At 73.3% G+C, this 22,238-nt stretch carries 23 protein-coding genes; 6 read left to right on the top strand and 17 right to left on the bottom strand.

The window, feature by feature from the left end; translation table 11 throughout:
* Positions 1-43: 43 nt before the first annotated feature.
* The 6 genes from AB0B14_RS27890 to AB0B14_RS27865 are packed head-to-tail and all read right to left on the bottom strand — an operon-like array spanning position 44 to position 4,973.
* Entirely contained in the window at positions 44-1,234 is a 1,191-nt protein-coding gene (locus AB0B14_RS27890) for an acyl-CoA dehydrogenase family protein (protein WP_357525016.1), read from the bottom strand.
* Positions 1,231-1,704 (bottom strand): SRPBCC family protein, encoded by a 474-nt coding sequence (locus tag AB0B14_RS27885; protein ID WP_357525014.1) that lies wholly within the window; start codon positions 1,702-1,704, stop codon positions 1,231-1,233. The genes AB0B14_RS27890 and AB0B14_RS27885 overlap by 4 nt, the downstream gene beginning before the upstream one ends.
* 1 nt (position 1,705) lies before the next feature.
* Positions 1,706-1,960 carry a phosphopantetheine-binding protein gene (locus AB0B14_RS27880; RefSeq protein WP_357077294.1) on the bottom strand — a complete coding sequence of 85 codons (255 nt, stop codon included), beginning with the start codon at positions 1,958-1,960 and terminating at the stop codon, positions 1,706-1,708.
* A gap of 36 nt (positions 1,961-1,996) precedes the next feature.
* A complete protein-coding gene (locus tag AB0B14_RS27875) occupies positions 1,997-3,247 on the bottom strand; it encodes a beta-ketoacyl synthase N-terminal-like domain-containing protein (RefSeq protein ID WP_357525012.1) in 1,251 nt (416 codons plus the stop codon).
* Positions 3,244-4,512 (bottom strand): beta-ketoacyl-[acyl-carrier-protein] synthase family protein, encoded by a 1,269-nt coding sequence (locus tag AB0B14_RS27870; protein WP_357525010.1) that lies wholly within the window; start codon positions 4,510-4,512, stop codon positions 3,244-3,246. Before AB0B14_RS27870 ends, AB0B14_RS27875 begins: the two co-directional genes overlap by 4 nt.
* The gene (locus AB0B14_RS27865) at positions 4,509-4,973 is read right to left on the bottom strand and encodes a cupin domain-containing protein (protein ID WP_357525008.1); all 465 of its coding nucleotides are present in this window, start codon (positions 4,971-4,973) and stop codon (positions 4,509-4,511) included. Before AB0B14_RS27865 ends, AB0B14_RS27870 begins: the two co-directional genes overlap by 4 nt.
* A 488-nt stretch (positions 4,974-5,461) precedes the next feature.
* On the opposite strand from AB0B14_RS27865, the gene AB0B14_RS27860 reads away from it, so the two are divergent.
* The gene (locus AB0B14_RS27860; RefSeq protein ID WP_357077307.1) at positions 5,462-6,232 is read left to right on the top strand and encodes an SDR family oxidoreductase; all 771 of its coding nucleotides are present in this window, start codon (positions 5,462-5,464) and stop codon (positions 6,230-6,232) included.
* A gap of 57 nt (positions 6,233-6,289) precedes the next feature.
* On the opposite strand, the gene AB0B14_RS27855 is transcribed toward AB0B14_RS27860, so the two are convergent.
* Genes AB0B14_RS27855 through AB0B14_RS27825 form a run of 7 tightly spaced genes read right to left on the bottom strand, consistent with a single transcriptional unit; the run spans position 6,290 to position 12,826 of the window.
* Positions 6,290-7,333: a methyltransferase gene (locus tag AB0B14_RS27855; protein WP_357077310.1), complete on the bottom strand. Its 1,044-nt coding sequence runs from the start codon at positions 7,331-7,333 to the stop codon at positions 6,290-6,292.
* A complete protein-coding gene (locus AB0B14_RS27850; RefSeq protein WP_357525006.1) occupies positions 7,330-8,433 on the bottom strand; it encodes an amidohydrolase family protein in 1,104 nt (367 codons plus the stop codon). The genes AB0B14_RS27855 and AB0B14_RS27850 overlap by 4 nt, the downstream gene beginning before the upstream one ends.
* The gene (locus AB0B14_RS27845; RefSeq protein WP_357525004.1) at positions 8,430-9,404 is read right to left on the bottom strand and encodes an NAD(P)-dependent oxidoreductase; all 975 of its coding nucleotides are present in this window, start codon (positions 9,402-9,404) and stop codon (positions 8,430-8,432) included. The genes AB0B14_RS27850 and AB0B14_RS27845 overlap by 4 nt, the downstream gene beginning before the upstream one ends.
* On the bottom strand, positions 9,401-10,132 hold the full coding sequence (locus AB0B14_RS27840; RefSeq protein WP_357077321.1) for a SchA/CurD-like domain-containing protein: 732 nt from the start codon (positions 10,130-10,132) through the stop codon (positions 9,401-9,403). The genes AB0B14_RS27845 and AB0B14_RS27840 overlap by 4 nt, the downstream gene beginning before the upstream one ends.
* Positions 10,132-11,385, bottom strand: a complete 1,254-nt coding sequence (locus AB0B14_RS27835) for an FAD-dependent oxidoreductase (RefSeq protein ID WP_357077324.1) — start codon at positions 11,383-11,385, stop codon at positions 10,132-10,134. The genes AB0B14_RS27840 and AB0B14_RS27835 overlap by 1 nt, the downstream gene beginning before the upstream one ends.
* Positions 11,382-11,717 (bottom strand): antibiotic biosynthesis monooxygenase family protein, encoded by a 336-nt coding sequence (locus tag AB0B14_RS27830; RefSeq protein ID WP_357077327.1) that lies wholly within the window; start codon positions 11,715-11,717, stop codon positions 11,382-11,384. Before AB0B14_RS27830 ends, AB0B14_RS27835 begins: the two co-directional genes overlap by 4 nt.
* Positions 11,714-12,826: a Gfo/Idh/MocA family oxidoreductase gene (locus AB0B14_RS27825; RefSeq protein ID WP_357525002.1), complete on the bottom strand. Its 1,113-nt coding sequence runs from the start codon at positions 12,824-12,826 to the stop codon at positions 11,714-11,716. The genes AB0B14_RS27830 and AB0B14_RS27825 overlap by 4 nt, the downstream gene beginning before the upstream one ends.
* 406 nt (positions 12,827-13,232) lie before the next feature.
* On the opposite strand from AB0B14_RS27825, the gene AB0B14_RS27820 reads away from it, so the two are divergent.
* The 5 genes from AB0B14_RS27820 (at position 13,233) to AB0B14_RS27800 (ending at position 18,343) form a co-directional block, all read left to right on the top strand.
* Positions 13,233-14,282 carry a methyltransferase gene (locus AB0B14_RS27820; protein ID WP_357077333.1) on the top strand — a complete coding sequence of 350 codons (1,050 nt, stop codon included), beginning with the start codon at positions 13,233-13,235 and terminating at the stop codon, positions 14,280-14,282.
* Between the two features lie 556 nt (positions 14,283-14,838).
* Entirely contained in the window at positions 14,839-15,327 is a 489-nt protein-coding gene (locus AB0B14_RS27815; protein WP_357077336.1) for a biotin/lipoyl-containing protein, read from the top strand.
* 18 nt (positions 15,328-15,345) lie between these two features.
* Complete coding sequence (locus tag AB0B14_RS27810; protein WP_357077338.1) at positions 15,346-16,734, top strand: biotin carboxylase N-terminal domain-containing protein; 1,389 nt, start codon at positions 15,346-15,348, stop codon at positions 16,732-16,734.
* Positions 16,731-17,486, top strand: a complete 756-nt coding sequence (locus tag AB0B14_RS27805; protein ID WP_357525000.1) for a TetR/AcrR family transcriptional regulator — start codon at positions 16,731-16,733, stop codon at positions 17,484-17,486. Before AB0B14_RS27810 ends, AB0B14_RS27805 begins: the two co-directional genes overlap by 4 nt.
* Positions 17,487-17,494: 8 nt before the next feature.
* Complete coding sequence (locus tag AB0B14_RS27800; protein WP_357524998.1) at positions 17,495-18,343, top strand: LLM class flavin-dependent oxidoreductase; 849 nt, start codon at positions 17,495-17,497, stop codon at positions 18,341-18,343.
* 78 nt (positions 18,344-18,421) lie between these two features.
* Here AB0B14_RS27800 and AB0B14_RS27795 read toward each other — a convergent pair whose 3' ends face one another.
* The 4 genes from AB0B14_RS27795 to AB0B14_RS27780 form a co-directional block, all read right to left on the bottom strand.
* Positions 18,422-19,270 (bottom strand): SDR family NAD(P)-dependent oxidoreductase, encoded by an 849-nt coding sequence (locus AB0B14_RS27795; protein WP_357524996.1) that lies wholly within the window; start codon positions 19,268-19,270, stop codon positions 18,422-18,424.
* A complete protein-coding gene (locus tag AB0B14_RS27790; protein WP_357524994.1) occupies positions 19,267-19,956 on the bottom strand; it encodes a hemerythrin domain-containing protein in 690 nt (229 codons plus the stop codon). The genes AB0B14_RS27795 and AB0B14_RS27790 overlap by 4 nt, the downstream gene beginning before the upstream one ends.
* A 53-nt stretch (positions 19,957-20,009) precedes the next feature.
* The gene (locus AB0B14_RS27785; protein WP_357077353.1) at positions 20,010-20,486 is read right to left on the bottom strand and encodes a MarR family transcriptional regulator; all 477 of its coding nucleotides are present in this window, start codon (positions 20,484-20,486) and stop codon (positions 20,010-20,012) included.
* Positions 20,487-20,592: 106 nt separating this feature from the next.
* Complete coding sequence (locus AB0B14_RS27780) at positions 20,593-22,209, bottom strand: PQQ-binding-like beta-propeller repeat protein (RefSeq protein WP_357524992.1); 1,617 nt, start codon at positions 22,207-22,209, stop codon at positions 20,593-20,595.
* Positions 22,210-22,238: the final 29 nt, after the last annotated feature.

The raw sequence follows: 22,238 nt of genomic DNA, 5'->3' as shown, positions 1-22,238 counted from the left end.
TCCTTGTCTGGGCCGGCCGGGTGGGCCGGGCGGTGCCGGCCGGTCACACGCCGAACAGGGCCGGCGCGCTGGGCGCGCCGAGCAGCGAACGGGCGGTACGGACCCGCAGGTCGGGCCCGAAGGCGATGTGCTGCCGGGCCGCCGCCAGGTCGCGGAGGAAGCGTTGCAGCGCACTGTCACGGGCGGTCGCGCCGGTGCCGGCCAACCGGGACGCCCCAAGCGTCACCTCCCAGCCGACCCGCATCGCGTGCATGCCGGCCGCCGCCACCTGCGCCCGCTCGGTCGGGTCGAGCTCGGCGCCGGCGCCCAGCCGCGCCTCCGTCCGGTGCAGGACGTCCAACACCACCAGCCGGGCCGCCCGCAGGGCCGGCTCCGCGCCGATGACGAAGTCCCCGACCGCCGGATCGTCGAGGAGCCGCTCCGTCGAGCCGGCCCGCCGCTTGGTGGCGGCGAGCCCGGTCAGCTCGTCCAGGGCGCGGCGGGCGACACCCAGCGGCACACCGGCGAACAACACCATCAGGATGTTGTACGGCGTGAGCCGGGTCAGGGGGGTGTCGAACGAGGCGGGCCCCGTGTGCGGAGCGGCCGTGTGCCGGGCCGGCACCACCGTGTCCGAGACCACCACGTCGTTGCTGCCCGTGCCGCACAGGCCGATGACGTCCCAGGTGGGATCGACGGTGACGTCCGCCGGCCGGAAAAAGGCGGTACGCAGCTCGGGCGGGCCCGAGCGCCGCTGGTCGACGACCGTCATCCCACCCATGTACCAGTCGGCGTGCCGGGACCCGCTGACGAACGCCCAGCGCCCGTTGACCCGGAACCCGTCCCCGACCGGCTCCCCGCGGCCGGTGGGTGCCATCGAGCCGGCGACGATCGGGTCCCGGCCGCCGGCGGTGGCGGCACGGGCGGCGTCCGGTTCTAGCCAGGACAGGAACACGGAGGTGTTGCCGACGAGCGTCGCCCAGGCGGTGGAGGCATCGGCCCGGGCGAGTTCGGCGATCACCTCCACGATGGTGGTCAGCGGCGCCTGCACACCACCGAGGTCGCGCGGCAGTCCCATGGCGAACAGGCGGGCGGCCCGCAGCCGCTCCACCAGGTCGGTGGGGAGCGTGCCGGCGGCCTCGATCTCCGCGCCCCGGCCGGCCGTCTCGGCGCCGATGTCGCGGGCCCGCTCCAGCAGCACCCGCGCGTCCACCGGGTCCGCCGTGCGGACGGGCCCCGACTCGACGGCGGTCACCGGGTGACCTCCGCCGGGTGCGGCCGGGCCGCCGCCTCGACGCGGTCCCGGATGAGCGCCAGCTGACGCATCGAGTTGGTGTTGATGTTCGCGGCCATCGTCGCGTCGTCGACCGGTGCGCCCGGCGCCATCGCGAAATCCTGCGTCCAGTGCATCCGTACCCCGGCCGGCGTCCGTTCGTACGACCACCGGATGAACATGTACTCGAAGGGTCCCTTCTCGACCCGGTGCGCGAGCGCCACGCCCCGGGCCGGATCGGTGAGCCGCTCGGACACCCACGACCAGACCCGCCCCTGCTCGTCCGGGTTCATGGTCAACCGGAACCGCACGTACTCCCCGTCGTGGTGCAGGATGTCGGCTGCGGCGTACTCGTTGAACAGGTCCGGCCAGCGCGCGACGTCGTTGGTCATCGACCAGACCAGCTCGTACGGGGCGTCGATGACGATCTCGTTTTCGGTGTGCGCCGCCATCTCAGGCGCTCCGCGCGAGTCGGTCGTTGACCAGGCTGATCAGGTCCGACGGCCGGTCCAGGCCATCGGCCCCGTCGGGCAGGGAGACCGCCAGCCGGTTCTCGACCTCGGCCACGACCCCCAGCACGCCGAGCGAGTCGACGCCCAGCTCGGCGAAGGCCGGGTCGGCGGCGAGCACGGCCGGGGTGACGGGGACACCGGCGCACCGCGTGACCATCTCGGCCAGGTCGTCGAGGTGCAGTTGCTTGTCGGACATGTCGTCTCCTTGACGTCGGTGAAGTTGGGTTGCGTCTCAGGGGCGGCTGAGCACCAGGGCTGAGGCGAAGCCGCCCACTCCCCGGGCCAGCACCAGCGCGTGGCGGGCGGCGACGGACCGTGAGTCACCGGTCACCACGTCCAAGCCCAGCGCCGGGTCGGGCCGGGGCAGGCCGGGCGCGGTCGGCGCGACACCGTCGCGCAGGGCCAGCGCGGCCAGGGCGGAGTCGAGGGCGGCGCTGCCCGCGTACAGCCGGCCGAAGCCGGTCTTCGGAGCGACCACCGGCACGGTCGCCGCCCGCGGGCCGAGCGCGCGGTACAGCGCCTCGGCCTCGGCGGCGTCGGCCTCCGGCAGACCGATCGCGTCGGCGAAGACCAGATCCACGTCCGTGGGGTCCAGCCGGGCGTCGTCGAGGGCGACGGTGACGGCCCGGGCCAGCGGCGCGGCGGTGCGGGCCCAGCCCTGCCGGTCGTCGGCGCCCGCAGGCACCCGGCCGGCGAAGGTCGAGCCCCATCCGGACACCACGGCCACCGGCTCCGCGCCGCGGTCGCGCGCGTGCCGCGCGTCCTCGAGCACGACCACCGCTCCCCCCTCGCCGGGCAGATAACCCGCCGCGGCGGGGGTGAACGGCAGGTAGGCCACCGCCGGGTCGGCAACCCGGCTGAGCAGGCCCCCGGTGAGCTGACAGACCAGCACGTACGGGCCGACCGGCGCCTCGGTGCCGCCGGTCACCATCGCCGCGGTCCCCCGGCGCACGGCCCGCCGGCTGTGCGCGAGCGCGTCCAGCCCGCCGGCGGACTCGGTGGACACGACGCCGCACGGCCCCTTGATGCCGTGGGCGATGGACATCTGCCCGGTGCAGGCGGCGTAGAACCAGGCGATCGACTGGTACGGCCCGACGTGCCGGGGCCCCTTCGACCACAGGGCGTGGATCTCCCGTTGGCCGAAAAGGTTGCCGCCGGACGACGACGCCGTCGTGACGCCGACCGAGTACGGGTCGTCGAGCGCGGCCGGGTCGAGCCCGGCGTCCTCCAGCGCCATCGACGTGGCCGCGAGTGCGAAGTGCGTCCACAGGTCCGTCTGGACCACGACCCGGCTGTCCACCCAGCGGGCCGGGTCGAAGTCGGCGATCTCGCCGGCCAGGCGCACCGGGTACCCGCTGGGGTCGAACCGGGTGATGGGTCCGATGCCCTGGCGCCCCTCGCGTACCGCGCGCCACAGTTCCTCCGTGCCGGTACCGGTGGCGGCGAGCGCGCCGATCCCGGTGACGACCGTCGTGGCGCTCATCGGCTACGCCTTCCCAGCCGGTCGAGCACGACCGCCGACTGGAACCCACCGAAGCCGCTGCCCACACTGAGCACAGCGTCGACCGCGCGCTCGCGCGCCACGTTGGGGATATAGTCGAGGTCGCACTCCGGGTCCGGGGTCGCGTAGTTCGCCGTCGGCGGCAGCACCCCGTGTTCCATGCCGAGGACGCAGGCCACCAGCTCGATCGCGCCGATCGCCCCGAGGCTGTGTCCCACCATGGACTTGATGGAGCTCGTCGGGGTCCGGTAGGCGTGGGCGCCCAGGCTGCGCTTGAGCGCCGCGGTCTCGTGACGGTCGTTCTGCCTGGTGCCCGAACCGTGGGCGTTGGCGTAGCCGATGCCGGTCGGGTCGACGCGCGCCTGGCGCAGCGCCTCGTCGATGGCGACCGACATCTCGATCCCCTCCCGGGTGAGTCCCGTCATGTGGTACGCGTTGCCACGCGTGGCGAAGCCGCCCACCTCGCAGTAGATGTGAGCGCCCCGCGCCCGGGCCCGCCCGAGCTCCTCCAGCACCAGCACCGCCGCGCCCTCGGCGAGGACGAAGCCGTCCCGGTCAGCGTCGAACGGCCGGGAGGCGTGCTCCGGGTCGTCGTTGCGCGAGCTGGTCGCCCGGATCGCGTCGAAGCAGGCCACCGAGATCGGTGAGATCGGGGCGTCCGACGCGCCCGCGACGACGACGTCGGCGTTGCCGTCCTCGATGAGTTGGAAGGCGTACCCGACGGAGTCGAGCCCGGACGTGCAGCCGGTCGACACAGTCAGCACCGGCCCGGCCGCACCCACGTCCGCGGCGACCTCCGCAGACAGGCTGCTGGGGATCAGCGCGTGGTAGAGGAAGGGCTGGACGTGCCCGGCGTCCACCAGCCAGTTGCGACCGCCGTCGGAGGCCACCACGTACTCGTCCTCCAGCCGCATGGTCGAACCCACGGCGGAGCCCATGGTGACCCCGACCCGCCCGGCCGACTCCTCGGTCACCGCCAGGCCGGCGTCCGCCGCGGCCTCGCGGGCGGCGACGAGGGCGAACTGGATGTGCCGGTCGAGCCGACGGATCTCGGTGGGGGTGAGCCCCTCGGCCGCCGGCTCGAAGTCGCACTCGGCGGCGATGCGGGACCGGAAGTTCGTGGCGTTGAAGAGGCTGATGGGGCGGGTGGCGGTGCGGCCGGAGGTGAGCAGGGACCAGAACGCCTTCTTGCCGATCCCCCCGGGCGCGACCACGCCGAGCCCGGTGACCGCGACGCGGCGGGTCACGCCCGACCACCCGTGGGGCCCGCCTCGGTGTCCACGTGGCCCAGCTCGGGGCGGGGCGCCAGCGGGCCGAGGTGGTACACGACGGTGGTGGTCGTCGTGCCCGGGTTGCGCAGGCGGTGGCGGGTGCCCGGCGGCACCAGCAGTGCCTCCTCGGCGCGCATCGGGTGCGGCTCGCCGTCGAGGTCGACCTGGAGGTCACCGCTGACGACGTAGAGGAACTCCTCGGAATAGGGGTGGTAGTGCTCGGCGATCCATTCACCCGGCTCCAATGTGGCGACCCCCAGGAAACCGGAGGTGCTGCCCACGGTCCGGGGGCTGAGCAACAGCCGGAGCACACCGCCGCGCCGGCGGTCGACCGGGGCGTCGGCGAGCCGGGCGAACCCGATGGGCCGATCGGTGGGACGACGGTGCAGCGGCACTGCCGTGCTCGCGCCGTCGGCCACGGATTCGATGCTGGTCATGTCGGTCCTTCCCGGGCGTGCAGGCACCGCCGGCCGTCGTGTGTTGTCAGCACGATCGGCGGGGCGGCTAGTGGACGAAAAGACGGCGCCGGCGCAGACGACGCGCCGGGGAACCGGCCGTGCTGATGCCGGCCGACTCCGCTGGTCGACACCGCCGCCCACCGGTTTCCGATGGCGGTCCAATGGGTGGTCCGGTGCCGGCAATCGCAGCCCAAGATTAGCTTTCCGCATTCACCATTGTCAACGATTTAGATGCTTCGACAAATCGATTCGCTACCCACTCGAATCATATTTCGAAGCACGCGGGAAATTGATTCCACAATTTCTGTCCAACCCGGACGGGCACCACCGGCCGACCGCCGGCACGGCCGACCGGTGGCCGGCGGCCCGCGCGGCGCGCCGGCGGGGACACCCGACGACGAGGGGCGCGCGACGCGCATCCGATCCGATACATTAGCCGGGAAAGTATCTTCGTCGAGGAGGAACACATGGATCTTGGGCTGCGCGATCGCGCGGTGCTGGTCACCGGCGGATCGTCCAACATCGGGGCGGCCACCGCGGTCGCCTTCGGGCGCGAGGGCGCCCGGGTGGCGTTGACCTACCAGAGTCGCAAGGACGCGGCCGAGAAGGTCGCCGAGGATGTACGCCAGGCAGGCGGTCAGGCGTACATCACGCAGTTCGACCTGGAGGAGCCGAACGCTGGCGCCCGTCTGGTCGAGGAGGTCGTCGGCCACTGGGGCGGCCTGGACGTGCTGGTCAACAACGCGGTGCGCTGGGCCGACCACAACCCCACCGAGCGTGTCTCCGCCTTCGAGAAGGACAACTCCGACTGGGAACACCTGATCGAGGCGAACCTGGCCGGCACGCTGCGCGTGCTCCGGGCGGCGATGCCGGCCCTGCGCGCCAGCGGCGTCGGTCGCATCGTCAACCTCTCCACCTCCCTGGTGGAGCGGGGCATGGTCGGTTCGGTGCCCTACGTCGCGGCGAAGTCCGCGCTCTACGGGGCCACCCGCACGATCGCCTGGGAGGCCGGCCGGGACGGGGTCGTGGCCAACGTCGTCATGCCGGGCTGGGTGATCGACGGCAAGGAGCTCGCCTTCGACATCCCCGAGCCGCTGATGAAGGAGCAGACGGACCGGCTGCCCACCGGCGCCCTGCCGTCCTGCAAGCACGTGGCCGACGCGATCGTCTTCCTGTCCGCGCCGGTCAACAAGAGCATCACCGGTGAGATCATCCGGGTCACCGGCGGCACCTCCTGAGCAACCGTGGGCCCGGTGACCGGCGGTCACCGGGCCCACGGCCGGGCGGAGGTCGGCTCAGACCGGCCGGGCCTCCAGCACGCTCTCGGCGCGCGGGTCGGACCCGGGCGGGGCGTGCCGGATCCCGACGACCTCGAAGCCGGCCCGCGCGACCAGCTCGGCCAGGTCCGCTCCGGTGCGGTAACGGCCGCCGAGCACCATGAGCATGCCCAGGTCGGCGAGGCGCCCCGGGTTAACACCGCTGCTCTCCGGCAGGAGCGCGTCGAACACGAACAGCCGGCCGTCGGGCCGGACGGCCGCCCGCACGTTGCGCAGCACCGTCAGCACCTGCCCGTCGTCGAAGTCGTGCAGCACCCGCACGATGCTGTAGACGTCCCCACCGGCCGGTACGGCGTCGAAGCAGCTCCCCCCGACCACGCTCACCCGGTCGGTCAGGCCGAGCCGCGCGATGTTCCGCTCGGCCCGCTCGACGGCCGGCGGCAGGTCGAACAGCACCCCGCTGGCACCCGGCGTGCGCTCCAGCACGGAGCTGAGGAACACCCCGATCCCACCGCCGATGTCGACGATCCGCTGGGCACCGGAGAAGTCGCAGGTCTCGGCCACCAACGGAACGAGGGTCTGCTGCCCCATCGCCGCGTCGAAGGTGGCCCGGGCCTCCGGCTTCTCCGCCAGGTAGTCGAAGTACGGCTTGCCGTACACCCGGTCGAAGGCGGGCTGACCGGTGCGCGCGGTGTGCAGCGCCTCGGCACACGCCGCGTACGCCTCCTCACCGTGCAGAATGGCGATGTAGCGATGACTGTCCGGGACGTCGGAGCGGAGCAGTTCGGCGGGACCGTTGAGGGCGAACCGGCCCCGCTCCGGCTCCGCGAACAGCCCGACCGAGCAGAGCGCGCGTAGGAACCGGGCCAGCGCGCCGGGGTGGGCGCCGACGCGGGCGGCCAACTCGTCGGCCGTCGCGGTGCCGGCCGTGAGCGCGTCCGCGACGCCCAGCTTGGCGACCACGTACAGGGCCTGTTGCAGCCACGCGCCGAACATCAGCCGCATGACCACCGCGCGGTCGCTGGGCGGGGGGACGGCGGTGCTTTCGGTGGCAGGGGTCACGGGTACTCCTCGCGCGTCGCAGCCGCGCCGTTGGCGCGCCGGTGGTCGGGAGCCCCGACGGGTGTCGGGGCGGCGGACGCCGGACGGCCGGCGTCGACTCTGGCATCGGGGGCGGCGAGACCGAACAGTCGCGCGGCGTTGCCCCAGCGGATGTCGTCCCGGGTGGCCTCGTCGACCGGCAACGCGTCGATGGCGGCCAGCCCGGGTTCCACCACGTCCAGCAACGGCGGCGAGTCGGTGCCGAACATGAGCCGCCGCCCGCCGAACGCGGCGAGGTTCGCCGCCAGGCCGGCCCGGCTCGGGGTGGCGGTGTCGAACCAGACGTGCTCCAGGTAGGCGCTGGGTCGCCGACGCAACCCGGCGACCGCGTCCGGAGCGGCGGCCGGGGAGGGCGGCCCGGCGGTCGGCGGCGGGCCGCCGCGGGGGGCACCCCGCCAGTGCGGCATGGACGCGATCAGGTCGAGTCTCTCCGTCAACAGCGCCAGTCCTCCCCCACCACCGGTGGCCACCAGTCGCAGCCCGGGGTAGCGGTCCAACCAGCCGCCGAGCAGGCAGCAGGCCACGCCGATGGTGACGTCACCGAACCGGCCGAGCTGTTCGAGCAACCGCAGATCCGACAGGCCCGTCCCGGCCACCGGGGCCGCCGGAGCGTGCAGCACGACCGGGGCGCCCACCTCCGCCGCCAGCGCGAAGAACGCGTCCGCCCGGCCGTCGTTGAGGTAGCGCCCGTTGACGCTGGTGTTGACGATCAGCCCGACGAATTCCCCGCCCCGGTAGGTATCGGCGACACCGGCCAGGTGCCGGTCGTCGCCGAACGGGTTGGCGTACACCAGGCCTCGCAGGTGGGCCGGATGCGCGGCGACGGTCGCGGCGATCCAGTCGTGGAACCGGCGCAGCTCGTCGTCGCTCTGCGCGTAGTTGTCCACCCCCGGCAGAGGCACCATCGCGCCAGCGCCGACCGGGCTGCCGACGATGGTCATCCGCACGCCGAGGGCCAGCTTGCGCTCGATCATGCCGGTCACGTCGCCGAGGCTCGGCGGCATCGGGAACCGCCGGAGCGACTCCGGCGGGCTGATGTGGCCGTGCACGTCGATGGTCACCGCGCCGCCTCCACCGCAGGGGCGAGCACCCGCAGCACGGCGGCGCAGTCAGCGTCGCCCAGCCCGACGGTGACGGCCGTGGCGTGGGTACGGGTGGCGGCGGCGGTCATCGGAAGTGACGTGCCGCTCTCCGCCGCCTGCGCCATGGCCAACGCGAGGTCCTTGGCCATCAGCCGCAGGCGGAAGTCCGGCTCGGCGTAGGAGTCGGTGGCCATCCGGCGGGCCTTGAAGCGCATCACCGGCGCCGCGAACCCGCTCTCGCCGATCGCGTCGAGTACCAAGCGGCGGGACAGGCCGGCCGACTCGGCCAGGGCGACCACCTCCGCCATGGCCTGCATCTCCAGGCCCATCAGGAGGTTCATGGCGATCTTGAGGCGCATCCCGGCGGCCAGTCCGTCCAGGTGGCGCACCTGCTGGCCGAGCGCCGCCAGCACCGGCTCCGCCCGCCGCAGCAGCGGCTCCGGCCCGCCGACGTACCAGCGGAGCAGGCCCTCCCGGGCGTGCTCGCCGTTGCCGAGGATGCCGGCTGCCAGCAGCGGCAGGTGCGCGGCCACGGCGTCCAGGGTCGCCGGGGACACGGTGCTCGTGTTCAGCACCACCCCGGCCGGACGACGGGCGGCATGGACCCCGGCGGGGCCGAGGAGCACGTCACGAACCGCCTGGTCGTCGGCGACCGAGACGAGGACCAGGTCCGCTCCGTCGACCGCCTCGGCGGGTGTGGCGGCGGCGGTGGCGGCGTGGCTCGCCGCGAACGCCTCCGCCGCGGCCCGGGACCGGTTGAACACGCGCAGGGTGGCACCGGTCGCGGCGAGTCGGCTCGCCATGCCGCTGCCCATGGTGCCCAGCCCGATCACCGCCACGGTCCGGCCGGACAGGTCCGGTGGCGTGCTCGTCGCGCCGGGACCGCCGCGCCCACCGGGACCGCCGCGCCCACCGGGGCCGCGTTGCCCCTCCCCGCCGGGGCGGGTCACCGGACCACCTCCTCGGCCCGGCGGTCGGCGACGAGGGTCAACCGGTGGTCGCGGAAGAACTCCGCGAAGCCCGCCTGCGTGCCCAGGTCGGTGCCCGGTCGCAGCAGGCCGGTGAGGCGGCCGGTGGTGGCGGCCCGGCTCACCGCCTGGCTGAGATGCCGTTGGGCCGTGTCGAGGTCACCCGCCACCTCGGCGAACCGGATGACGAGGTCGCCGTGCTGGAAGACGGTGGTGTTGGCCAGTGCCGTTCGCGGGGCGGCCCTTACCGGCAGTTCGCCCGCCTCGGCGAGGACGGCGGCCAGGTCGTCACCCCGACCGGGGCTCGTCGGATAGGCCAGGGCGAGCCTCGTCCGTGGTCCGGTCGGGTCGCTGGGCAGCAGCTCCGGCGCGGTCTCGCGGTGCACGACCCGGCGCATCATGGCCCGCCGGAAGAAGCCGCGCGCCGCCTCGGGACGGTCGAGGTCCCGCTGCTCCACCAGGTACGGATTGAGCGCCGCCTCGGTCGCGCGGATCGCCGGGTCGGCCGAGAGGTGGGCCATGATGCGCTCGAACGGACCCGTCACGTCGATGATCCGGACCACCCGGTCACGCCAGAGGAAGACCGTCGTCGCGAGCAGGGCGACCCCGTCGGCGATCCGGGTCTGCGGCCGGGGGTAGTCGGCCAGGACGCGCCGCACCTCGTCGACGGCCTCGGGTCGGACCGGAAAGGTCAGGCCGTAGCGTTCCATCACACTCCTCCATCGTCGGTCGTGGGGGCGCTGCCCGGGCGGACGGGGAGCACGGTGCGCTCTCCGGCCCGGCGCAGCAGGTCCAGTTCGTCGAGGCGGGCAGCGGCCCGGCGTTGCCAGACCCGTCCCGGGGTCAGCCGTAGGACCGTGTCGCGGACGAATCCGGCGACCGGGCTGTCCGCGTGCTGGAGCCGTCCGATCTCGCGGGCGTCCCGGACGGCCTCGGCGGTGGCCGGCTGGCGTACCGCGGCGTACCGGGCGAGCGCCGCGTCGAGGGAGCCGGGCGCCGACCAGTCCGCCGCGGCCAGCTCGGTGACGAGCGCGACCGCGTCCAGCAGAGCCTGCGCGGCGCCTTGGCCGGTGGTCGGTTGCATGGGGTGGGCGGCGTCGCCGACCAGCACGGCGCCCGGCACGTGCCAGCGGGTGACCGGGTCCCGGTCGTAGATGGGGGTACGCAGCACCCCCTCGGCCGCGGTGTGGTCGAGCAGCGCGGCCACCGGCTCGGGGGCACCGGACAGGGCTCGGCGCAGCTCGGCGTAACCGCTCCCGTCGAGCAGGCGCGTGCCGTCCGGGTCCGGCGGCGCGGCCACCGTGGCCACCCAGTAGGTGCGCGCGCCGGGCAGCGGCCACATGCCGACGGTCCGACCGACGCCGAAGACGTGCCGCGCCGTGCCGCGCCGGATCGTGTCGGTGGTGGTCTCCGCGGTGCCCCGCCAGGAGGTGTAGCCGGCGTGCCGCAGCGGTGCGGCGGTACCGACGACCTGCTCGCGGATGCGGGAGTGCACGCCGTCGGCGCCGACCAGCAGCGCACCGGCCAGCGTGGTGCCGTCGGCCAACCGCACCCGCACCCCGTCGGGTCGCGACTCGAACCCGGTGACCGTGCCGGCGTGCAGGCAACCGGCCGGCAGGGCCGCACGCAGGACCTGGGACAGCACCGCGCGGGGTACGGTGACGCTCGGCGCGCCCAGTTCCCGCCCGATCACGCCCGGCGACCACCGGGCCAGCGGCCGTCCGCGCCACGAGGTGAGAACGTAGTCCTCGACCGGCACTCCGGCCGCGACGACCCGGTCGGCCATGCCGAGCCAGCGCAGCGCCAGGACGGCGTTGCTCTGCACGCCGAGGGCACCGCCGCTCGCGGGTTCGGGGTCGCGCTCCACCACGGTCACGGGCAGCCCGAGGCGGACCAGCCCGAGCGCCGTGGCCAGCCCGGCCACGCCGCCGCCGGCGACGACGACCGGGCCCGGGGCGGTCACGACCGCGCTCCCGACGCGGCGCCGGAGGTGGCCGCCCGCACCACGAAGCGCAGCGAGGATCGCTCCACGACGCAGGCCATCATCGGCGCCGCGAGTTCCCGGTGGGCGTCCGTCCGTTCCCAGGCCAGGAAGTGCTCCAGGCTCTCCCACTCACTGGTGATCATCCACTGGTCGGGGTCGCCCACCGACTGGCAGAGCTGGTCGCCCAGGTGCCCGTCGGTCCGGGCCACGTTCCAGCGGACCGCCTCGTAGGCGGCCCGGAAGCGCTCGGCCGAGTCCGGTCGCAGCCGGAGCAGGAACACGATGCGCACGCGCTGGTCGTCGGTCGTCATCGGACCTCCTCCCACCGTCCGCTGTGGTGGCTGCGGCGTACGGCGTCGGAGATCGCCGCCACCCGCCAGCCGTCGGTGAGGGTGGGGTGCCCGGTGTCCGCCGCGCCGTTGATCGCCGCCACGAAGGCGGCGGCCAGCTCGCCCCAGCGGGCCAGCCCGATCTCGCGGGGCGTGTTGGCGCCCGAGCCGGCGGCCCGGTCCACGTCGCGTACCTCCGGGGCGGCGCCGATGCGGTGCAGGGTCAGACCGCTGGCACCCCGCCAGCGCAGCGTGCCGGTCTCCCCGAAGACCACGACCTCGTCCTCGGCCGGTCCGGCCAGGTGCCAGGCCTCCCAGAACCGCGCCCGCACGCCGCTGTCGAAGGTCGCCACGAAGTCGTACCCCGTGTCGGCCCGCACCGGGGCGCGGGGCGCGTCCACCGTGGTGCCGTGGTGTTGGCGGGCCCAGGCGAAGGCGTCGGTGATGTCGTGGAAGTCGGCCGCCACCACGGCCTCCTTGACGTCGTGGTGCAGCCGGCCGCAGACCGCGGTCACCTCCGCGCCGACGAGCCAGCGCGCCCGGTCGATGACGTGGCTGCCGTGCTGTGCCAGCGCCCCGCCGCCGTCACCCGCCTCGTACATCCAGGTCATGGGCAGGACCGGGACGCCGAGCGCGCCGGTCGAGTGGACCTCCAGTACCGGCCCGATCGCGCCCTCGCGCAGGAGCCGTCGCAGCTCAACGAGGGCGGGATCGTTGCGCCAGATGAAGCCGCTCGCGTGTCGTACCCCGGCACGCTCGGCCGCGTCGAGCATGGCGCGGGCGTCGGGTGCGGTCAGCGCGACCGGCTTGTCGCACAGGACGTGCCGGCCGGCGCGTACGGCGGCGAGCACGGCGTCGAGGTGGGCGGCCGGCGGGGTCGCGACCGAGACCACGTCGACGGCCTCGATCAGCTCGTCGATGTCGTCGGTTACCAGCGGGACGCCGAACTCCGCGGCCCGCCGCTCGGCACGGGAACGGGTCCGGCTGCTGAGGGCGGCGAGCGTGACGCCCGGTACCCGCCGGAAGCCTTCCAGGTGCAGGCCGGCGCCCCAGCCCGCGCCGAGCACTCCGATACGTAACTGCTGCGACATCCGGTACACCTTTCGAGGTCACGGTAATGGTGGTCGGACGGCCAGCCGTGCGGCGCCGCCGTCGACGTCGGACGGGTGCCGCATGCTGGAAAAAGTTGATGGACGATCCTGCGGCGGCCGGAGTGCACACGGGCCCGGGCACACCGTTTGTTCAGGCGGTGGCCGCAGTTTCGAATTCGCTGATTGCCTCATCATGCCGGCGCAGTAGGCCGCCGGTCAAGGCAGAGAATTAATTGACAAATTGCAATACGGAGCGCTTCCGTAACGGTTCTCAAGAAGTTGCGCGCGGTCCATTCTGAACTGTCCGGCGCGGAGGCTTCACATCTCGCACCGGTCGCGCTCTTGACCACCCGGGCGCGAATCGTGTTCCGTTAGCCTGGAAAGTATGTCGAGAGAGGTGGCGTTCATGACCGGAACCGACCGCACCGACCCCACCCCGAAGGACCCGACCGAGGAGATGCTGCGGCTGCACCTGATGGGTGGGCCGTGGATCGCACAGTCCATCTATGTCGCCTCCACCCTCGGCGTCGCCGACCACCTCGGCGACAAGCCGACGCCGGTGACAGACCTGGCCAAGGTGTGCGAGGCCCACGAGGGCGCGCTCTACCGATTCTGCCGCACGCTCGCCGCGCTCGGCGTGTTGCGGGAGCACCCCGACCGGGCGTTCAGCATCACGCCGATGGGCGCGACCCTGCGCTCGGACGCACCGCGCAGCCTGCGCTGGGGCACAATGCTGCACGGCAGCGAGACGTTCCGGGCGTGGGCCGACGTGATGCACACCGTACGGACGGGCCGGCCGGCCTTCGAGCACGTCTTCGGCGAACCCTTCTTCGCCTACCTGGAGACCCATCCCGAGCTCAACGAGATCTTCAACAAGACGATGGGGGTGACCGACTCGACGCCGAGCGTCCTCGACGAGTACGACTTTTCCGGCTGCGAGCAGGTGGTCGATCTCGGCGGGGGAATCGGGACGCTGCTGGCCGCCGTCCTGCGGCGGCAGCCGACCGCCCGTGGCGTCCTCCAGGACCTGCCCTCCTGCGTCACCGACGCACCGGCGCACCTCGCCGAGCAGGGCGTACGCGATCGGTGCGAGATCGTCGCGGCGAGCTTCTTCGACTCCGTCCCGCAGGGCGCCGACACCTACCTCCTGTCCCGTGTCCTGCATAACTGGGCCGAGGACGAGGCGCTGCGGCTGCTGCGCTCGGTGCGCGACGCGATCCGCCCGGACGGGCGGCTGATCGTCATCGACCACCTGCTTCCCACGACCGACGGGTTCCATCCCGGCGTCCTCGCCGACCTGCACATGCTCGTGGTCCTCGGCGGTCAGGACCGGACCGAGGCGGAGATGCGCGCGCTGCTGGAGCAGAGCGGGTTCCGGGTCAACGGCGTCCGGACCAGCCAGGCACGCGTGAGCCCGCGCACCGAGTCGCTGATCGAGGCGCTGCCCGCCGACTGAGCGGCACCCGTCCCACGCCCGTCGGCGCGGGCACCCGCAGCCGTCCCACGACCCGGCCCCCCGCCCAGGGTGCCGGGTCGTCGGCGCGTCGCGGTCCAGGTCACCACGGCAGGGTGATCCCGCGCGCCCGCCCCCCAGCGGCGGGGCCGGGGCGCCGCCGGCGCATCGCCCCCCGGGGAGCCTCCGCCGGGCGTCCGACCGGCAGTGGCAACCCCATTTTTGAGACCACCGGTGTCACCTCCGCGTCGCGTGTGCCACGCCCGCCGCGGGCGCCCACCCCGACGACATGCCGATGTGTCCGGTAGGTGTCGGGAAAACGAGATCGCGGCGGTTCGTAAATCGATGTTGGAACTTGCAGGCGGCGCACCTTCTGGGGTTTTCTGATGACGGTCCGCGATTGCTCGATAGCTCGGCGATGACATCCGGTCACCTGAGAGACCAGGTGCATGAGACCACACCGGTCGCCCCGTCACCCGAGCCGCGCACGGCACCGCCCCTCCTCCCTCATCGAGCCGACCCGTGCTGGCCGCGCCTCGATCCGACCCGGAAGGAAGCAATGATCAACGTAGAGCATCCCATCGCCACGACGCCCCTGCCCGACCTGCCGTCCCCGCTGGTCGCGGCCCTGGCCGACGAGGCGCGACAGCTCGCCGTGGACGCCACCGGGCGACTACGCTCGGTCGTCCTGTCGGTCGGCGACGCCCAGGTGGAGATCGAGTGGGCCCCGGCCGACTTCCCCGGCACACCGGAACCGGAGACACCCGAGCCGGACCCCCCGGCGCAGGTGCCGGTGGTCGTCACCGCGCCGACCGTCGGCGTTTTCCGCCTCGCCCCCGAACCGGGCGCCCCACCGCTGGTCACACCGGGCCAGCCGGTCGATCCGGACACACCGGTCGGGCTGCTGGAGTCGATGCAGGTCGGCAGCCCGGTCCCCGCCGGGGTGCACGGCACCGTGTGCCGGGTGCTCGTCGACGACGGTCGCGCGGTCGAGTACGGCCAACCACTTGTCGAGGTCGCGGCCGCGCAGCCGGGCCACGCCATCTGACCCGCGAGGAGTCGCCACATGTTCCGGAAGATCCTGATCGCCAACCGCGGCGAGGTGGCCCTCCGAATCGCGCGTACCTGTCGCGAACTCGGCATCCCCTGCGTCGCCGTCTACTCCAGCGCCGACGCCGGCTCACCGGTGACCCACCTCGCCGACGAGGCCGTCCACATCGGACCGGCCCCCGCCGCGCGCAGCTACCTCAACGTTCCGGCCCTCGTCGAAGCCGCCCGGATGACCGGGGCCGACGCCGTCCACCCCGGCTACGGATTCCTCGCCGAGGACCCCGACTTCGCCGAGGTGTGCGCGGCGGAGGGGCTCACCTTCATCGGGCCGGCCGCCGCCGTCCTCGAATGCCTCGGCAACAAGGCGTCGGCGCGCGACCTGATGCGCGGCGTGGGCGTGCCGCTGCTACCCGGCGGTGACTCGATCCTGCTCGACGAGGCCGACGGCCTGCGTACGGCCGAGCGGATCGGCTACCCGGTCATCGTCAAGGCGGTCGCCGGCGGCGGCGGCAAGGGCATGGGGGTGGCTTGGGACCCCGGGGAGCTGGTCGGCGCCGTCCGGGACACCCGCGCCGCCGCGCAGGCCCTCTACTCGGACAACCGCGTCTACCTGGAGCGCTACCTGCGCCACGCCCGCCACGTCGAGCTCCAGGTGCTCGGCGACCGGTACGGGGCGGCTGTGCACCTGGGGGACCGCGACTGCTCGGTACAGCGCCGGCACCAGAAACTCGTCGAGGAGACCCCGGCTCCCGGGCTGTCCCCCGAGACCCGGCAGGCCATGGCCGAGGCCGCGCTGACCGGGGTGAAGGCCGCCGGGCTGGTGGGCGCGGCCACCGTCGAGTTCCTCGTCGACGAGCACGAGAACTTCTACTTCATGGAGGTCAACCCGCGGCTCCAGGTGGAGCATCCGGTGACCGAGATGGTCACCGGCGTGGACATCGTGGCCCAGCAGATCCGGCTGGCCGCCGGGGAGCCACTGGCCCTGGAACAGTCGTCCGCCGTGGCGCGCGGTGCCGCCGTCGAGTGCCGGCTCAACGCCGAGGACCCGGACCGCGACTTCCTGCCCACTCCGGGCCGGCTGGACGCCGTACGCCTGCCCGCCGGGCCGTTCACCCGGGTTGACACCCATGTCGCACCCGGGACCGTGGTGACCGCCGACTACGACTCGCTGCTCGGCAAGATCGTGGTGTGGGGGCCGGACCGGACGGCGGCGCTGGCCCGGATGGACCGTGCGTTGGCCGAGGTGGTCATCGAGGGCTCCGGCATCCGGCACACCCGGGACCTGTTGCGGCAGGTGCTGCGCAGCGCCGACTTCGCGGCCGGCCGGCACTCGACCGACCTGCTGACCCAACTGCTCGGCACCGCGGCGCGGCCCGCCGGGGACGCCGGGGCGGGTGCCCGATGAGCGCCGGGGCGGAGACCGAGGAGGCGCTTCGGCGTCGGGTCGCCCGCTGGCCGGCGCAGCAGCACTACGGGCCGGAGCATCCGCGGCGCGAGGCCGTCGGCCAGAACGGCCGCCGAGCGCCGGGGCGACCCCGCAGTGAGACGGCCAACCAGGCGATCATGCTGGCGACGCTGGAGATGCTCGGTGAGGGGGTGTCCGTCGACGTCCTGTCGGTCGAGGCGGTCGCCGCCCGGGCCAGCGTGGGCAAGGCCACGGTCTACCGGCGCTGGCCGAACAAGTACGTCATGGTGGCCGCTGCCCTCTCCGAACTGCGCGAGGCTCCGACGCAGGTGACCGGCGGCCCGGTCCGCGAGGTACTGGTCGGCGTCCTGCGAGAACTCCTCACCTGGGCCGCCCACAGCCCGTCGGCGCGGGCGCTGCCGCACCTGCTCAGCGGCATGCGGGCCGCACCGATCATCGGCGAGGAGTACCACCGGGTCGTCCTCGAACCCCGGATGGCGGCGCTGCGGGCGGCCCTGCGCCGCGGCGTGCACCGCGGCGAGTTGCGGGGCGACCTGGACGTGGAGCTGACGGTGACGGTGCTCGCCGGCGCCGTCATGTCCCGGCTGATGCTTCCCGACGGGCAGCCCGACGGCACCTCCGGGATCATCCCGGACCCCGAGGCGACGGCGGCCCGGATCGTCGACCTATTCCTGACCGGGCTGGAGGTCGGCGCGAACGCCGGCCCGAACGGCCACCGGCCGGCACAGTGAGGAGCGACATGGACATCGGCATCGGCCTGCCCGCGGCGGTACCCGGCGTACGCGGCGCGGACGTGACGGAATGGGCCCGGCGCGCGGAAGCGCTCGGCTTCAGCTCGCTCGGGGTCCTGGACCGACTCGTCTACCCCAACCTGGAACCGCTCACCGTCCTGGCGGCCGCCGCGGCGGTCACCTCCCGCATCCGGCTCGCCACGTCGGTACTGGTGGCCCCGTACCGGGGTAGCTCCGCGCTGCTCGCCAAGCAGGTCGCGGCACTCACGGAACTCAGTGGCGGGCGGGTCGTTCTCGGTCTCGGCGCGGGCGGGCGGCGCGACGACTTCGACGTCGCCGGGGCGCGCTACGAGCAGCGCGGCGCCCGCCTGACGCGGGTGATCGACGACCTGCGCCGGGCCTGGACCGACGGATCGGGCCACGACGCACCGGCCGGTCCGGCCGCCAGCTGCCCGATCCTGCTCGGCGGGCGGGCCGACGCCGCCATCGAGCGGGTGGCCCGGCAGGCCGACGGATGGATTGCGGCCGGCGGCGACGCGGCCATCTTCCAGCAGTTCGCCGAGAAGGTCCGGCAGGCCTGGCAGAGGCACGGGCGCGACGGGGATCCCCGGTTGGTGAGCATCGGCCACTTCGCTCTGGGCGCCGGTGCCCGCGGCGCGGCGCAGCGGTACCTCACCGACTACTACTCGTTCCTCGGCCCGGCGGCGCAGTTCATCGCCGCCGGAGCCCTCACCGACGAGGACTCGCTCCGCGCGGCGGTGGCCGGCTTCGCCAAGGCCGGCTGCGCGGAGTTGATCCTGTTCCCCTGCACCACCGATCCGCAGCAGGTCGACCTGCTCGCCCACGCGCTCCGCTGAGCGCACGCGACGCCTCGGTGACACGGATGCCCGTGTCACCGAAGCGTCCGCCGTCCGCGCACCCGGCGCGGGCGGGTGTCACTGGCGGGCGCGGTCCCGCGCGGCGGCGAGCTGACCGGTGCTCAGCTCCCAGAGCCGGTCGCGGGCGGCGGCGTCACCGACCAGCGGGTGCGGCTCGGCGAGCGCCACACGGTCGACGTAGGCGCCCTGCACCCCGGGGAACGGATCCTCGATCAGCAGCCGGGCGACGTGCCAGCCGCCCACCGCCGGGGGCAGGGCGGGCCCGCCGAACGCGGCCCGCACCAGCCGGGTGTCCACGTAGCCGGGGCTGACGGCGGTCACCGCCGGACCCGCCGGGCGGCGGTGGGCCAGCTCGACCGCGCACGCGGTGAGCGCGAGCTTCGACTGGGCGTACGCGACGCGCCCGTCCCAGCCGCGCCGCAGGTCCGGGTCCTCCCAGGCGATGTCGGCCCGCAGGTGCATGCCGGAGCTCAGGTTGACGACGTGCCGCAGCCGGTCGTCGCCGAACGCCGAGACCAGGTCCAGTGCCAGCGCGAGGGCGGCGAGGTGGTTGACCGCCCAGGTGAGTTCGAAGCCGTCGGCGGAGGTGCGCCGCCGGGTTGGGTCGTCGCTGGCGAGAAAGAGACCCGCGTTGTTCACCAGGGCGTCCAGGCCGTCGGGGCGGTCGGCCACCTGCCGGGCCAGGGACGTCACCTCCGCGAGCGACCCGAGGTCCGCCGCGAGCGGTTCGACCCGCGCGCCGGGAACGGCCTGCGCCAGGTCCCGGCACGCACGTTCGGCGCCCGCCGGCTCGCGGCCGTGCGCCAGCACGGTCCACCCGGCCTCGGCGAGGTGGACGGTCGTGGCCTGGCCGATGCCACTTGTCGCACCGGTGACCAGCACGGTGCCGGGCGTCGTCCGGCTCACGCCGGGGTCTCCGCCGCCGGCGCGGGGTCGGCGGCGCCCCAGATCAGCCGGACGCGGGCGAGGTGCCGTGCGAGCCAGTCGCGGTGGTAGGCCTCCCGGGTCTCGCCGGGCAGCGTCTGGAGGGCCAGGTCCATGACCGCCGGGTCGAGCCCTTCCGCGGCCCAGGGAAGCGCGAAGTGCAGCAGCCCGTCGCGGGTGAGCGCCGCCGTGGTGCGGGCCTCGATGTCGAACCACTCGGCGCGGGTGAAGGCCTGGCTGAACAGGGGTACGAAGGTCTCCTCCTCCCGATCGAGGTGCGTCTCGACGAGCCGGCGCAGCCGGGTCACCCGTTCGGCGGCGGCCGGGCGGTCGGCCTGCGGCCCGGCCAGGGTGGTGACCAGCGGAGTGGTTTCGTCGAGCAGGTGTTGCAGCTCGACGTGTTCCCGTTCCAGGTCGTCGACGATCCGGGCGGCCGAGGGCATCCGTTCCACGAGCGCGGGGAGCATGTTGTCGTCCTCGGTGCGGTGGTGGTGCTCCAGCAGCTCGACGACACCGTCCCAGTAGGCGGCCAGGGCCTCGGCGCGCGCCCCGGTCAGGGGCTCGTCGGCGGTCAGCAGCGCCTCCACCCGGGCGAGGTCTCGCCGGAAGCAGTCGTGGGCACGCAGGAAGGGCATCAGGTCGCCCTGGTACATCGGTTCGGTGGGCACGTCGTTCGCTCCTCTCGGCAGGACGGCCGAGGAGCCGGCCGACGTCCCCTGGGTCAGCGGACCCCGGCCGGGGCCTCGTCTGCCGGCCGGCCCGACGCCGTCGATGCGAGAGCGTCGGAGACCAGGCCGAGCAGCCGTACGAATTCGTCGCGTTCGTCTGCGGTGAGCTGCGCCAGGGCGTCGGCCGCGAGGCTCGCCACCACCTGCGGAACGACCTTGCGCAGCGAGGTTCCCTTGTTCGTGAGCCAGATCCGGATCCGCCGCCCGTCGGACTCGTCGGCGCCGACGACCACCAGGCCGGAGGCCTCCATGCGTTGGATCGCCCGGGTGACGGTGGGCGCCTCGACCTTGATCCGCTGGGCGATCTCACCGGGGGTGAGGCCGTCGCGGTCCCAGAGGCACTCCAGGATGAACTGCTGGCCGGCGTGCACGCCGTGCTGGACGAGGCGGCGTTCGGCCTCGCTCTTCAGCCGCCGCGAGACCAGACTCAGCGTGGTGAGGAAGTTTCGATCAACAGGATTGCCGGCCATCCCGGCAGCGTAGCCAAGTAACGGAAGGTCGAGCCAATGAGTCGGTGGCCGGACCGGTGCCGGTACCATCCGGTCACAGATGGTACCGGCACCGTTGTCCGAATCGTCAGAGCCCGAAGGCGAGCAGCACCCGCCCGGGGATCCCGTAGAAGTTGTAGTAGCCGGACTGCACGTAGACCATGCCGTTGGCGACGACGGCCCCGCCGTTGCCGGAGACCGAGCCGCCCGACCCGGTCTCGCCGTTGACCCCGGTGAACGTGCGGACGGTATCGTAGGACCACAGCACCGCGCCGGTGTTCGAGTTGTAGACGCGGAACTTCCCGTCGGTGCTGCCCTCGTAGACCAGGCCCGGCGTGGTGGTCACCGCCGAGATGTGAGCCAGGTGGCAGTTGTCCGGGAACGCGACCGCCCCGCCGGTGCTGCACCCGTTCGACGGGTTCGGCGTAGTCCACTGGATCGCGCCGGTGGCCGGATTGAGCGCGAACAGCGTGCCCGGGTTGGCCTCCCAGGTGGCCACGTACAGCCGTCGACCGTCGTAGCTGGAACCCCACTGGATACCCGACTTGCCACCGTTGGGCTGTGGGATCGAGAGCTGCTGCTGCCAGACGACCTGGCCGGTCCGGGCGTCGAAGGTGTGGTAGATGCCGCTCTTCTGGCCGATACCCACCAGCAGGCGGTTGTTGGCGTAGAAGATGTTGGGCGTGGCGCCGAAGTCGTAGTCGAGGTTGGTGCCGTCCTCGAGTCCCTCGCAGTTGGGCTTGGGCGTTGGCAGGAGGCATCCGACGGTCCAGGAGTCGGACTCGGTCATCTGCTGCTTCCAGCGCAGTGCTCCGGTGTCGGCGTTCACCGCGACCACGGTGTCCCCGTCACCGCCCGCGCCGGTGTAGTTGTTGCCGGTGGCGAAGTAGACCGTCCGGGAGATGGGCTCGATGACGGGGCTGCCCCACACCGCCGCGCCGGAGGACTCGTACCGGGCGACGCCGTCCGGGGTCGTGCCGACCTGCACGGCCGGCGGCATCGTGTAGTGCCGCCAGACGACGGCACCGGTGTTCAGGTCGAGCGAGACGAGCTGACCCCGGAACGTGCAGCACGGGTATTGGTCGTTGGCGGCGTACTGCTCCTCGCTGCTGGAGACCCCGACGTACACCTTGCCGTTGAAGATGAGCGACGAACTGGTCACCACCGTCGCGGGGTGGTCGGAGAGGCGCCGTTGCCAGACCAGGGCCCCGGTCTCCTTGTTGAGCGCGTAGAGGTAGCCGCGGTTGTCACCGAAGACCACCAGGTTGCCGGAGACGGCGGGGCCGCTGCGTGACGGGTTGGGGTTGTTTACATCGGACGGACCGGCGATCGGCGTGCGGTCGAAGACCCACTTGGTGGCGCCGGTCACCGCGTCGAGCGCGTAGAACTTCGAGTCGCGGGAGCCCACGTAGAGGACGCCGTCCACCACCGCCGGCTGCGATCCGTTGGCGCCGTCGATGTCCGGGAAGACGAACGCCCACTTGAGCTTGAGGTTGCCGACGGTGGACTGGGTGATCTTCTTCTCGGCCGGGTTGAAGCGCGTTCCGAGGACGTCCTTCTGCCAGCCCGGCCAGTTGCCGTTCAGCATGATCGCCGGACGGCTGTCTGCCCCGGGGGCGGCCGCCGGCGCCGGCGCCGCGGTGAGCGTCGTCCCCATCAGCGCCAGGACCGCGAGGGCGACGGCGGATCTCCCTCGTCGTCGCATACTGAAAATTCCGTACCCCATAAATCCCC

Origin of the sequence: Micromonospora sp. NPDC049171 (assembly GCF_040648275.1) — a bacterium.
Lineage (GTDB): Bacteria > Actinomycetota > Actinomycetes > Mycobacteriales > Micromonosporaceae > Micromonospora.
The sequence above is the reverse complement of the archived record's forward strand: the minus strand, read 5'-3'. Positions and strand labels throughout refer to the sequence as shown.